Below are 13,050 nucleotides of genomic sequence, written 5' to 3' on the forward strand. Positions count from 1 at the left end.
GGTGGCCTCTAGAAATGAAGACGTGATGGGCACGGTGGGGGGGACCCGCGACATACCGGGAAACCGCATGTGCGCCGTTGTCGCCCATCCTCTGGAGGGACACATGGAGAGCGCGCAAGTTTCGTGGCACCAGGCTCCGGTTGACTGGCAGCACGATTGCGGAATGCGGATGTCTCACTGCACCCCGCAGGACACCGCTCGCGGGATGTTCCTGAATGGCATGCTGAAGTCGATCCGCGCGCTGGCTGGAGACGCCGTGGCGAAGCAGTGCCTGGAGGCCAGCGGGCACGAGCAGCTCGTGGATGCCTTCAACTACCCCGCTACGCTGCAACTGCAGTTCCTGTCCATCGCGATGCCCGCGCTGCTCGCGCGGTGCGCGAGCCACGATCAGGCGATGAGGAAGCTCGGCCGCGATGCGGTCATGGACTTCCTGGGGACCACGGCTGGGAGGATGTTGCTGACGCTGTCGGGGAAGGACCCGAAGCGGCTGGTGGAGAGCCTGCCCTCGGCGCGCAAGGCGTCCGTGAACTTCGGGACCCAGGTGATCGAGTGGATCGGCCCGAAGCAGGGCCGCGTCATCTTCAAGCGCGAGTTCATGCCGCATGCGTACTACGCGGGCATGGTGGAGATGCTGCTCGAGCTCGGAGGCGCGACGATGGTGGGCGTGAGGAGCCGGCAGACGGGGCGGGTCGACAGCGAGGTCATCTTCACCTGGGACTGAGTCCCGGCGGTACCCGCTGAAGCAGTCCGGTCGGTGGCGGCTGGAGCGCTCCCGGGCGAGTCGTGCGAGACTCGCCCCGAGGAGCGCTCGCCATGAATCTCATCACCCTGTCCATCCCCCTCTTCTTCCTGTTGATGGGAGTCGAGTGGCTGTGCGGACGCATCCAGGGCCGGCGCGTGTTCCGAGGGCCGGATGTGTTCGCGAACCTCTCGCTGGGAGCCGCGCAGACGGTCTTCACCACGGTGGCGGTGGGCCTGTTGGCGGGCGCATACCTGTCCGTCTACCAATACCGGCTCCTCGACATCTCCGCGTCCTCGGCGCTGGCGTGGGTGGTGCTGATGCTCGGCGTCGACCTGGCCTACTACTGGTTCCACCGCGCCTCGCACCGGATGAACCTGGCCTGGGCGGCCCACGCTCCGCACCACCAGAGTGAGGATTACAACCTGGCCGTGGCCCTGCGGCAGGGGCCGTTCCAGCCACTCGTCTCGCGCCTCTTCTACCTGCCGCTCGCGTGGATCGGCTTTCCCCCGGCCATGTTCGCCACGGCGGCGGCGCTCAACACGCTCTACCAGTTCTGGGTGCACACCGAGTTGATCGGCAGACTCGGGCCGCTCGAGTGGGTGCTCGTCACGCCCTCCCACCACCGCGTGCACCATGCCTGCAACGGCCGCTATCTGGACAAGAACCATGGCGGCATCCTCATCATCTGGGACCGGTTGTTCGGCACCTTCGAGGCCGAGGAGGAGCGGACCACCTACGGCACGGTGAAGCCGGTCCGCACGTTCAACCCGCTGGTGGCCGCGCTGGCTCCCTTCGGTGAGCTCGTGGCCCGCGCCAGGAAGGCCCCTCGCGCGCTGGACAAGCTCAAGGTGTGGTTCATGCCGCCCGAGTGGTCTCCACCGGGAGTAGAGGTTCCGGCCACGGAGACCGCGGTGGACCGGGCCCGGTTCGAGGTGAGCACCTCGCGCCGGGTGGCACTCTACGTGGGCGTGGTGGGCGTGCTGACGCTGGCCGTCACGGTGCTGTTCCTCGTCCGGAGCCGTTCACTGTCCCAGCCGGAGCGGCTCGCGTTCGCGGCCTGGTTCCTCGTGTCACTGGGAGGGTTGGGCGGAGTGCTGGAGGGCAAACGCTGGGGCCCCCTGGTCGAGGCGGTGCGGCTCGCGGCGGCCCCGCTCGTGGTGGCCGTGCTCTGAGAGAACAACGGCCGAGGCCACCGGAGGAACGGTGACCTCGGCCCATACGCACTCCCTCTCGCACAGGAAGAGAGGGCCTACGTGTGATGGTGCAGACTCTCCACGAGGTATGGGTCATGGCGCGCGATGAGCGGCACCGAGCCCATCGTCCGCGTCACCGTCAGCACGAACAGCGCCCCGAGCCCCAGCAAACCCGCCACGTCCCATACGCTGACGCCAGTGTACTCGGGCATGTTGGCGGGGGAGATCATCAGGTGCAGATCCAACCACCGCCCCGCCAGCATGATGCCGGCGACGATACACAGGTGCGACGGATTGCGCTTGGCCGGCTTCGGCAACAACAACACGAAGGGCAGCGCCCAGTTGAGCGCCAGGTTCAAGTAGAACAGCGGTGTCCAGCCCCCGTGCATCCGGTGGATGAAGTAGACGGTCTCCTCCGGGATGTTCGAGTACCAGATGAGCAGGAATTGCGAAAACCAGAGGTAGGCCCACAGCGTGGCGAAGCCGAACATCAGCTTGCCCAGGTCGTGCAGGTGGCTGGTGTTGATCTCCTTCATCCGCCCCGAGCTCTTCATCAGGACCACGGCCAGGGTGATCGCCGCGACGCTCGACTCCAGCATGCCAGCGATGTTGTAGAGCCCGTAGATAGTGCTGAACCAGTGCGGCTCCAGGCTCATCAGCCAGTCGAAGCTGGCCAGGCAGAAGGTGATGGAAAACAGCACCAGGAACACCGCCGAGGTGGCCACGTTCCGCCGCGTGGGATTGGCTGAGACATCGGAGTCCTGGGCCAGCGAGTTGCGCCGCAACTGCCAGGTGAAGAAGGCCCAGATGGCCAGCATCACGGCCATGCGGAGAGCGAAGCCCGGTGCATTGAGGAAGGCGGCCTTCTGGTGCAGCAGGTGGTCCGCCTCCATCACGCCAGGGCGGGCCCACAGGTACAGCGAGGGCAACCCCGCGAGCACCACCAGCAGGCTCGCTGCGCCCACGGGCACGTAGGAGGCGAAGGCCTCGGGGATGCGCTTGAAGACGGTGTACCAGCCCGCGTTGGCCACGGAGTTGAGCGCGAGGAACACCGCGCCGCCCAGCGCGAGCGTGAGGAAGAAGAAGCCGTTGATCAGCAGGCTGGAGAAGCCACGGGTGGGCGAGAGGGCCAGCCCCGCGCCCAGTGCGGACAGGCCGAGTGCCGCTACTCCCATGCAAATCCGGCGGACGTTGGGGCCGACGACGATTCCCGAGGAGCTCATGGCGTGTCCTTCCGAGCGGTCCGCGCCGGCGACTGCAACGAGCGCAGGTAGTGGACGATCTTCCAGCGATCCTCCGGGGCCACCTGGGAGCCATGGGCCGGCATCAGCCCCTGTCCCTGGGTGATGATGTGGAAGAGCTGCCCATCGGCGAGGCCACGGGCGTGCTCGGCCAGCAGCGACGGAGGCCGGGGGAAGCGCGCGGCCACCAGCCCATCCCCGAGCCCGCTCGAGCCGTGGCAGTGCGAGCAGTAGCGGTTGAAGGCCACCTTGCCGCGCTCCAGCACCGGCTCCGAGGCCTCGAAGGGATTCTTCAGCTCCGTGGCGGCGCGGGTGGCCTCCTCGGGGCCCGGGCCATGGTGCAGCGGCGAGTAACCCCGGGGAATGCTGCCTGGGGCGGGCGCCATCAACGTCTTGCCATCGCGCGTGTTGGGATTGGGCGCGTAGCTGTCGTACGGCACGGAGCCGTACATGTCCGGCGCGTACTCGAGGTTGGGCTGGGAGACGTCCCGCTCGCACCCCACCTGCAGGGCCGCGGCGAGCACGCTCGTACCAATGAGGAACCGCTTCACGACGCCACCTCCATCTGCTCTACCTCCAGCGCACCGTGGCGCTCGAGGAGGGCCTTCACCTTCGCGTCCGACTCATCCGCGCGCAGCGCCAGCACGAAACGGTCATCCGTCACCCTGGGCAGTGCCTCGCGCTTGCTGCCGGGGAAGGACTTCGAGCGCAGCAGGAAGGCCGCCACGGTGAAGAGGCCCGCGAACAGCACGGTGAGCTCGAACGTCACGGGGATGAACGCCGGGAACGAGTTGAACGGCTTGCCGCCCACGTTGAGCGGCCAGCTCACCACGGACGTGTAGTACTGGAGCGACAGCGCGGACGTGGCGCCCAGCAACCCCGCCCCGAAGCACACCCAGGTGAGGCGCGAGGGCTTCAGCCCCATGGCCTCGTCCATGCCGTGGATGGCGTAGGGCGTGTAGACATCATGCACCGCGTACCCAGCCTCACGGACGGCCCGGGTGGCGTCGAGGACGTGCTCCTCGCTGTCGAAGTAGCTGAGCAGGACGGACTGGGACGGGCTCATACCGGCATGTCCTTTCGCACCGCCGCGGCCGCCAGGGCCGGGGTGGGCAGGGGCTCCGGCGCCTCGGCCGGGTGCTCGTGCGGAGCCTCGGAGCCGTGGGCCGGTTGGGAGGCGTGCTCGGGGGCGTGCGAGCCCCTGGCGAAGGCCGCCACGCTCTTCACCTCGCCAATGGAGATGATTGGCAGCACCCGGGTGAACAGCAGGAACAGCGTGAAGAAGAGGCCGAAGGTGCCCACGAAGGTGCCCACCTCGACCACCGTGGGCGTGTACATGGACCAACTCGAGGGCAGGAAGTCCCGGTGCAGCGACGTCACGATGATGACGAAGCGCTCGAACCACATGCCCACGTTGATGACCAGCGACAGCACGAAGATGGCCGCGGGCGACGTACGCACCTTCTTGAACCAGAACAGGTGCGGCGACACCACGTTGCACGTCACCATCGTCCAGTACGCCCACGCGTACGGCCCGAAGGCGCGGTTCATGAACGTGAACTTCTCGTACGGGTTGCCCGAGTACCAGGCGATGAAGAACTCCGTCCCGTAGGCCAGCGACACGATGCCACCCGTGACGATGATCACCTTCGTCATGTTCTCCAGGTGGCGGAGGGTGATGAGGTGCTCGAAGCCCAGCACCACGCGGGTGATGATCATCAGCGTCAGCACCATGGCGAAGCCGCTGAACACCGCGCCGGCCACGAAGTACGGCGGGAAGATGGTGGTGTGCCAGCCGGGGATGACCGAGGTGGCGAAGTCGAACGACACGATGGTGTGCACGCTGATCACCAGCGGCGTCGCGAGGCCCGCCAGCAGCAGGTACACCGTCTCATAGCGGTGCCAGGTGCGTGACGAGCCATTCCACCCGAACGACAGCACCTTGAAGACGGCCTTCTTCAGTCCGCCCTTCACCCGGTCCCTCACCGTGGCCAGGTCCGGGATGAGGCCGAAGTACCAGAACACCGCCGAGATGGTGAAGTACGTGCTGATGGCGAACACGTCCCACAACAGCGGCGAGCGGAAGTTCACCCACAGGGAGCCGCGGTCGTTGGGGTACGGCAGCACCCAGAAGGCGTTCCACGGCCGGCCCATGTGGATGACCGGGAAGATGGCCGCGCACATGACGGCGAAGAGCGTCATGGCCTCGGCGGCGCGGTTGATGCTCGTGCGCCACTTCTGCCGGAAGAGGAAGAGGATGGCGGAGATGAGCGTGCCCGCGTGGCCGATACCCACCCAGAACACGAAGTTGGTGATGTCGAAGGCCCAGCCAATCGTCTTGTTCAGACCCCACACGCCGATACCGGTGGAGACCTCGTAGGTGACCATGCCCACGCCCACCGCGAGCGTGGCCACCGACAGGGCGAAGGCCACCCACCACATGCGGGAGGGCTTGCGCTCCATGGGGGCGCAGATCTCCTCGGTGAGCTGGCCGAGGGTGCGCTCCTCGCTGACGAGCGGCACCCGGAGGGTGGAAGTGTGCTGGTTGCTCATTCCGCGCTCCCGTTTCCGGTGTTGCGAACCTTCGTGAGGTACGTCACGGCCGGCCCGATGTTGATCTCCTCCAGCAACCGGTAGGCGCGCCCGCTCTTCGCCAGCTTCGCCACGCCGCTGTCCGGGTCGTTGATGTCGCCGAAGTGGATGGCCCGAGCCGGGCAGCTTTGCTGGCACGCGGTGCGGATGTCTCCATCACGCAGCTCGCGTCCCTCGCGCTTCGCCTCGGCCTTGCCCTCGTGGATGCGTTGCACGCACAGCGAGCACTTCTCCATCACGCCACGCGTGCGCACCACCACGTCCGGGTTGAGCACCAGGCGCTCCAGGGGCTCGTCGTGCTTGTAGTCGAACCAGTTGAAGCGGCGGACCTTCGTGGGGCAATTGTTGGCGCAGTAGCGGGTGCCCACGCAGCGGTTGTAGACCTGCTGGTTGAGGCCCTCCGTCGAGTGCACCGTGGCGAGCACCGGGCACACCGTCTCGCACGGGGCGTTCTCGCAGTGCTGGCACATCATCGGTTGGTGCACCACCCGGGGCGCGTCCGGCTCGCCCTCGTAGTACCGGTCGATGCGCATCCAGTGCATCTCGCGCTGCCTCAGCGCCTCGTCCTCGCCCACGATGGGGATGTTGTTCTCCGCCTGGCAGGACACCACGCACGCCGAGCAGCCCGTGCACGCGCTCAAATCCACCGCCAGCGCCCACTTGTGGCCCTTGTACTCGTGACCGGACCAGATGGAGAGCGGGTGCCCACCGCCGTGCCCGCCCTCCACCTCGTTGCCCGCGCGCGGGTTGGCGAGGAACTCCGCCAGCTCGGCCTCGCGCACCAACCCACGCCCCTCCATCGAGGCGTGGATCTGCGAGAGGGCCAGTGGCCGGGTCTCGGGCGTCACCTCCAACTTCACCCCGAGTGCCGCGCGGCGCACCTTCCCGTTGGTAGAAGCGGCCAGGACGAAGGCGTTTTCCCCCACTGCGTTCCCGATACGTCCCACCTTCGTCCGGCCATAACCCATGGCGAGGCCCAGCGCCCGCGGGTGCGTGCCCGGCTGTACCAGCGCCGGCACCGCGAGCGTCTTCCCTCCCGTGCTCACCCGCACCACCTGGCCGTCGCTGATGCCCAGCTTCGCGGCCGTGGCGGGCGCCACACAGAGGTAGTTGCCCCAGGTGGCCTTGGAGATCGGATCCGGCATCTCCTGCAGCCAGCCGTTGTTGGCCAGCGCGCCGTCCCTCAAGCCCACCTTTTGATACAGAACCAGTTCGAGCCCCTCGTCCGCCGCCACCACCCTGCCCGCCAGCGCCGCCGCCACGCTCTCGGGGCGGAACGCGGGGCTCCCGGTGGTGGCCGGCTGGGGCAGCACCGCCGCCACGCCCTGCCGTACCGCCTCGTCCCAGAAGGCCTGGAAGCCCGTGGCCACATTCGCGCGCGGGAAGACCTCGGCCTCCCAGCGGGCGCGCAGGAAGTCGTGGTGCGACTGCTCCACCCCTCCCCACTTCAACAGAGACTCCACCATGCCGCGCGTCTCGTGCAGCGGGGACACCACCGGCTGGCGCAGACTCAGCACGCCCCGCCGGGGCTCGGCATCACCCCAGGACTCCAACGGGGTGTGATCCGGCGCGTGGAAGCGCACCAGCGAGGCCGTCTCGTCGAGCCGGTCGCTCGTGGCCACCGTCACCGCCACGTCCTTCAGCAGCCCCGCCAGTGCCTCTCCCCGAGGGTGCGTGTAGGCCGGGTTGACGCCGTGGAAGAGCACGGCGCCCACCTGCTTCGCCTCCAACTCGGCGAGCAGCTCGCCGAAGCCCATCGCTCCCGCGTCCAGGGTGAGGCCGCCGGAGACGGAAACCGTGATGCCGGCATTGCCGAGCAGCTCGTTGGCCAGGTTGGCCAGCACCTGCGCGACGGGCTCGTCGCCACCGCACACCACCAGGGCCTTCTCCTTCGCGGCCCACAGCTCAGCGGCCAGCGTGTTCAGCACGCCGGCGTCCATACGAGGCGCGGGCACGCCCGAGAGACCCTCCACAGCGCGGCCGGCCTTCTGGGCCAACCGCTTCACCAGCCCCGCCAGCGCGGGCACCTGGTCCGACGCGGCCACCGGCACGCGCTTGTCGGCGCTCGCGCCCGTCAGCGTCATCAGCGGCTCGAGCTGCCAGTGCCGCGACATCTCCCGCGTGCCAGCCGCGTCGCGCGCCACGCTGTACTGGCGGGTGAAGGCCACCGGCGACACCCAGGTGCCCAGGAAGTCCGCGCCGAAGCTGGCGATGACCTTCGCCTGGTCGAAGCGATAGTCCGGCACCACACGCACACCGTGAGTGAGGCGGTGCGCCTCGGCGATGGCCTCCAACTCACCCGTGGCGTCGTAACGCACCGTGCGGGCAGTGGGGAACGCGGCGAGGAAACGCGCCACGGCGGCCTCGGCAGTGGGCCCCAGCACCCACGGGAGGACGAGCCGGATGGCCCTCCCCTCCTTCGCCACCTCGCGGAGCCCCCCGGTGACGGTCTGGTCCAGGCTGGCCCATGTGGCCTTCGTGCCCCCCACGGACGGCCAGCGCGAGCGGTTGGCGTCATAGAGGGACAGCACGGACGCCTGGCCCACGGCACACACGCCACCGCGCGACACCGGGTGCTCCGCGTTCCCCTCTACCTTGATGGGGCGGCCATCGCGCGTCTTCAGCAGCACGCCGCACTGGGCGCTGCACGCGCCGCAGGTGGACGCGTACCAGAGAGCCAGTCCCGGGGTGAGCTCGTCCGGCTTCGTGAGGAAGGGCACCGCCTTCTGCACGGGGGCACGCTGGCAGGCCACCATGGCCGCCGCGGCGCTCAGGCCCATCACCTTGAAGAAGTCCCGGCGCGAGCTCTGGTCCGCGGGCTGAGCCGCCACGCCCACGGGCAACTCCTCGGAGAACTCGTTGCGCGAGCGCTCGAGCAGGGCCGGGTCTCCATCCCGCGCGGCCAGGCTCTGCCAGTATTTGGGGGTCGTCTCGGACATGGTGCGCGTTCCTCAGCGGTGGCAGCCGGAGCAATCGGTGGGAGGATTCAAGGTGCGGGGCGCGGGGTTGAGGGGGGCCTTCGCCGTGGGCACCCCGGACGCGGAGGCCATCAGCACACCGGATGCCAACGGCGGCACCGGCGCCCTCGCCTGCGACTCCTGCGTCTGGCGGTGACAGTCCAGGCACCAGCCCATGGTCATGGGCTCCGCCTGCTCCAGACGCACCATCTCCTGCACCGGGCCGTGGCACTTCTGGCACTCCAGCCCCGCCGTCACGTGGTTGGCGTGGTTGAAGTACGCATGGTCCGGCAGCCGGTGCACCCGCACCCACTCGATGGGCTTGCCGCGCTTCACGGCCTGGGTGAGCTTCTGGATCTCCGGCGAGTCCGTCTTCACCTGGGTGTGGCAGTTCATGCACACCCCGGCGTGGGGAATGCCAGCGTGCCGGCTCTTCTCCGCGCCCACGTGACAGTACTGACAGTCGATCTCGTAGTGGCCCGCGTGCACCGCGTGCGAGAACGCGATGGGCTGCTCGGGCATGTAATTCTGGTTGTTGTTCACGGGCGTGGTGTCACAGCCGCCCATCGCGAGGGCGGCCAGCACACCGGAGAGCAGAGCGGCTCGGGTCGGGTCGATCATGGGATGTCTCCCGCCTATCCGGCGGTCTCCTCCCGGGCGGAGACGAGGCCGGGCGCGGAGGACTCCGAGGCCAGCCAGCGCGTGAGGGGCCAGGCGAGCAGCAGCGCGAGCGCGCCAAAGAGGTGCAACCGCACCGTCAGCGGCAGCTGGGCGATGAGCGTCGCGTCCGGCTGGAGCGTCACCAGCGAGCGCAGGTACGGCACCACCACGCTCACGTACCAGGCCGAGGCCCAACGGTAGGCCACGGCGATGACGAGGCCATTGAGCACCTCGGCCAGCAGCAGCACCTGGAAGGGCAGCCACGCACGGGCGCCAGGGTCACGGCTCGACAGCCTGCGGGTGATGCTCGCCACCAGGCCCCAGGCCAGCATCATCCCGCCGATGAGCCCCACCACCTCCAGGAGGAAGAGGCGCATGGGCGAGCGGATGAAGAGCTGCACCGGCTGCGGCAGGAGGAAACAGGCCGCGTGCCACAGCAGCATGATGGTGGCGCCCACCACCAGGGACACGGCCGCCGAGCCGGTGCCCTCGCGCTCCACCTGGTGCATCACCCAGGCGGAGAGCCGCTCACGGTGGCGCAACCAGGCGGGCACGCCCACGGCGAGCACCAACACCAGGTACGGAAGGGAATCGTAGAGGAACGTGTTGCTCACGTGTCGCCTCGCTCTCTCAGTCCTTCGCGCGGCCACGGCCGCCCAGGACGATGCCGATGAAGCCCAGCGCGACGCCCATCCCCACGAAGCCCAGGTAGAAGAAGTCCCGGTCCTTTCGGGGCGGCGTGCCGTCGCGCGAGACGCTCGCCAGATACGCCTTCACCTCGTACTGCTCCGCGTCCGTCAGCGGCGCCTTCCCGTAGAGGTCCTTCATCAGCGGGAAGTCCATGTCCTTCAGCGCGGGCGTCAGCTTGCGCTCGCCCAGCCGCGCGTAGGCGAAGGTCAGGTCACGCGCCAGCGTGCCGCCCCCCACCACGCCAATGTCGCGCACGTTGTGGCAGCCGATGCACGGCGGGCCCCCGTTGGCCAACGCCGCCCGGCCCTCGAAGAGCTGACGGCCGTGCTCGATCTGCTCGGGCGTGGCGTCCGAGGCCAGCTTCGGCCCGGTGTCCCCTGGCTGGCAGCTGCCCTTCTCCGCGCAGTCCCGGAAGAACGCGAACAGGCCCTTGCGCTCGTCATCGGTGAGCTGCTGGTCCGGCATCCGGATGCCGTTGAACTTCCCGAGCAGCTCGTTGGCGATCGGATCGCCTCCGTCGATCATCGCGCCCGGACTCTTCAAGAAGGAGGTGACCCAGGACTCCTCGCGGCGCGTCAGCACGCCCATCAGGTCCGGGCCCACCCGATCTCCCTGACCAACCGTGTGACAGCTCGCGCAGCGCTGGTTGAAGAGCTGTGCCCCCTCGGGAACTCCCTGCGCCGCCGCGGGCAGCGCGGCGAGCAACGCCAGCATCGGCAAGGCGGCGACGGCCAGTGCCCGCCCTTGGCGCCGGCTCAGGACGTATGTATCCATCGCGGAGTGCCCCTCCTCGTGAGAGCCCGGCTCCCTCGCCCGGCTCACGGCGCCGCCCTGCAACCGCAAGGCCAGCAACCGGCCGGGCCTCACTCCGAGAGAGCACGCGTTTCCACGTGAAGTGCCGGGTGCGCAGCATTTGCGCCCGCGCATTTCCCGCGCGCAGCATTTGCCGCGCACGCGCACTGACGACGTCTCTTCCGCGAGCCCGAGGCGTATCGCTTGCAGTGCTCTGGGGCACTTCCATGAGCACGCACTTCCGCCCGGACCCGTCCCCCGTACGTCTTGATCTCGGCTCCCTCTTCTTGGGACCCAAAGGAGAGAACGCCGATACCTTCGAGCGCCTGTTGCTCGAGGCCTTCCGCGACCACGTCTTCTGGCGCCGCAACCTCCACCCCGAGGACGGCTTCTTGATTCAAGAAGCGGAGAAGCGCGCACCGGGCTACGAGGACTCCGTCTCGAGGCTCTCGCAGGAGCTGCTGGGGCTGCTGGGCCAGCTCAAGGGAGGCGTGCCCTCCTTCAGCCCCCGCTACATCGGGCACATGTGCTCGGACCTCACGATGGCGAGCCTCATCGGCTACTTCGCCACGATGCTCTACAACCCCAACAACGTGTCGGCGGAGGCCTCGCCCGTGACGACGCGGTTGGAGCTGGAGGTGGCCGGGCAGCTGGCGCGGATGGTGGGCTACGCGCCGGAGAGGTATTGGGGACACCTCACCTCGGGCGGCACGGTGGCCAACTTCGAGGCGCTGTGGGTCGCGCGCAACGTGAAGTACCTCCCGGTGGCGCTGCGGCACGCCGCGGAGGAGGCCAGCGTGAAGAAGCTGGAGGTACGGCTGCCGGACGGCCGGGAGACGCGCTTGAGCGAGCTGAGCCTGTGGCAGCTCCTCAATGTGACGCCCGAGGCCGCCTTGGACGCGCTGGAGCGCCTGCGTTCACTGCTGGGAGACCCGGGCCGGGCGCTGGAGCTGGTGACGCGTCACTCCCTGGCGGGACTGGGCTACCAGGAGTTCGGCCTGCGGCTGGCCTCCGAGTTCAAGGACGCGCTGCCTCCCGGCGTGGTGCTGGTGCCCTCCACGGCGCACTACTCCTGGGAGAAGACGTGCCGCGCGCTGGGCATCGGAGCGCGGCAGCTCATCCACGTGCCGGTGGACACGAACTTCCGCATGTCGCCCTCGGCGCTGGAGGACACGCTGCGCACGCTGGCGGTGCGCCGGCAGCCGGTCATCGCCTGCGTGGCCGTCATGGGCTCCACGGAGGAGAGCGCGGTGGACCGGTTGGATCTGCTCGCGGACCTGCGCGAGCGGCTGGGCCGGGAGCTGGGCATGGCGTTCCACCTGCACGCGGACGCGGCCTGGGGCGGCTACGCGGCCTCCATCACCCGGGGCGCCAACGGCGAGCGCCGCACCTATGAGGAGACGCTCGCGGACTACGCGCCGGAGGCGTGGCCCACGGAGGGCGTGTACCGGGCCCTGTGCGCGCTGGAGCGGACTGACTCGGTCACCATTGATCCGCACAAGCTGGGTTACATGCCGTACCCGGCGGGCAGCATCACGTTCCGGGACAAGCGGGTGCGCGACCTGGTGTCGGTGGAGGCGCCGTACCTCTTCCACACCGGAGGCCACGAGAGTGCCTACCTGGGCCGCTCCATCTTCGAGGGTTCGAAGCCCGGCGCCGCAGCGGCCGGCGTGTGGATGAGCCACCAGGTGCTGCCACTGAACGCCAGCGGGTACGGGCGGTTGGTGGGCGAGACGGCGAAGGGAGCCATGGCGCTCCACCGGCGCATCGCGGGAGGGGACTGGGCACCGTTCAAGCTGGTGCCGCTGCCGCCGTCGGACCTGAACATCGTCTGCTTCGCGGTGGGGCACCCGTCGCTGGAGACGCTGGAGCGGACCAATGACTTCGTGGACCGCATCTACCGGGCGCTGAGCGTGGGCCCGGACACGCTGAAGCGCCCGGACTACTACGTGACGAAGACGGAGCTGCGCGCCCATGAATACGGACGCGCGGCCCTGCCCACGGTGGAGCGGCTCGGCTTCACCCACGCGGACTACGACCGGGCCGGAGGGGTGGCCGTGCTGCGCTGCACGGTGATGGACCCGTTCCTGGCCTCGCGCCGCGGCAAGGTGGACTACATCCGCGGCTTCATCCAGACGCTCGGGGAGGTGATGCGCGCGGAGCTGGAAGCCGCCCGGCGCTGA

11 protein-coding genes are annotated in these 13,050 nt (G+C 68.8%); 3 read left to right on the top strand and 8 right to left on the bottom strand.

Going from position 1 to position 13,050, the window contains the following annotated elements; all coding sequences use genetic code 11:
* Nucleotides 1-169 precede the first annotated feature (169 nt).
* Together BO221_RS29765 and BO221_RS29770 are read left to right on the top strand one after the other, a co-directional pair.
* Nucleotides 170-721 carry a TIGR02265 family protein gene (locus tag BO221_RS29765; protein ID WP_255408495.1) on the top strand — a complete coding sequence of 184 codons (552 nt, stop codon included), beginning with the start codon at nucleotides 170-172 and terminating at the stop codon, nucleotides 719-721.
* Nucleotides 722-813: 92 nt separating this feature from the next.
* A complete protein-coding gene (locus BO221_RS29770; RefSeq protein WP_073564116.1) occupies nucleotides 814-1,914 on the top strand; it encodes a sterol desaturase family protein in 1,101 nt (366 codons plus the stop codon).
* A 77-nt stretch (nucleotides 1,915-1,991) separates the two neighbouring features.
* On the opposite strand, the gene BO221_RS29775 is transcribed toward BO221_RS29770, so the two are convergent.
* Genes BO221_RS29775 through BO221_RS29810 form a run of 8 tightly spaced genes read right to left on the bottom strand, consistent with a single transcriptional unit; the run spans nucleotide 1,992 to nucleotide 10,849 of the window.
* Nucleotides 1,992-3,158: a hypothetical protein gene (locus BO221_RS29775; protein WP_073564118.1), complete on the bottom strand. Its 1,167-nt coding sequence runs from the start codon at nucleotides 3,156-3,158 to the stop codon at nucleotides 1,992-1,994.
* Nucleotides 3,155-3,727 carry a cytochrome c gene (locus tag BO221_RS29780; protein WP_073564120.1) on the bottom strand — a complete coding sequence of 191 codons (573 nt, stop codon included), beginning with the start codon at nucleotides 3,725-3,727 and terminating at the stop codon, nucleotides 3,155-3,157. The genes BO221_RS29775 and BO221_RS29780 overlap by 4 nt, the downstream gene beginning before the upstream one ends.
* Complete coding sequence (locus BO221_RS29785) at nucleotides 3,724-4,242, bottom strand: DUF3341 domain-containing protein (RefSeq protein ID WP_073564122.1); 519 nt, start codon at nucleotides 4,240-4,242, stop codon at nucleotides 3,724-3,726. Before BO221_RS29785 ends, BO221_RS29780 begins: the two co-directional genes overlap by 4 nt.
* Entirely contained in the window at nucleotides 4,239-5,729 is a 1,491-nt protein-coding gene (nrfD, locus tag BO221_RS29790; protein WP_073564124.1) for an NrfD/PsrC family molybdoenzyme membrane anchor subunit, read from the bottom strand. The genes BO221_RS29785 and nrfD overlap by 4 nt, the downstream gene beginning before the upstream one ends.
* Nucleotides 5,726-8,707 (bottom strand): TAT-variant-translocated molybdopterin oxidoreductase, encoded by a 2,982-nt coding sequence (locus BO221_RS29795; RefSeq protein WP_073564125.1) that lies wholly within the window; start codon nucleotides 8,705-8,707, stop codon nucleotides 5,726-5,728. The genes nrfD and BO221_RS29795 overlap by 4 nt, the downstream gene beginning before the upstream one ends.
* 12 nt (nucleotides 8,708-8,719) lie before the next feature.
* A complete protein-coding gene (locus BO221_RS29800) occupies nucleotides 8,720-9,346 on the bottom strand; it encodes a cytochrome c3 family protein (RefSeq protein WP_073564127.1) in 627 nt (208 codons plus the stop codon).
* A gap of 14 nt (nucleotides 9,347-9,360) precedes the next feature.
* On the bottom strand, nucleotides 9,361-9,999 hold the full coding sequence (locus BO221_RS29805) for a respiratory nitrate reductase subunit gamma (protein WP_073564129.1): 639 nt from the start codon (nucleotides 9,997-9,999) through the stop codon (nucleotides 9,361-9,363).
* 16 nt (nucleotides 10,000-10,015) lie between these two features.
* A complete protein-coding gene (locus BO221_RS29810; protein WP_073564393.1) occupies nucleotides 10,016-10,849 on the bottom strand; it encodes a cytochrome c in 834 nt (277 codons plus the stop codon).
* 245 nt (nucleotides 10,850-11,094) lie between these two features.
* Here BO221_RS29810 and BO221_RS29815 point away from each other — a divergent pair, with 245 nt between their 5' ends.
* Entirely contained in the window at nucleotides 11,095-13,050 is a 1,956-nt protein-coding gene (locus BO221_RS29815) for a pyridoxal-dependent decarboxylase (protein WP_073564131.1), read from the top strand.

The sequence above is a fragment of the Archangium sp. Cb G35 genome, from assembly GCF_001896145.1.
GTDB lineage: Bacteria > Myxococcota > Myxococcia > Myxococcales > Myxococcaceae > Archangium > Archangium violaceum.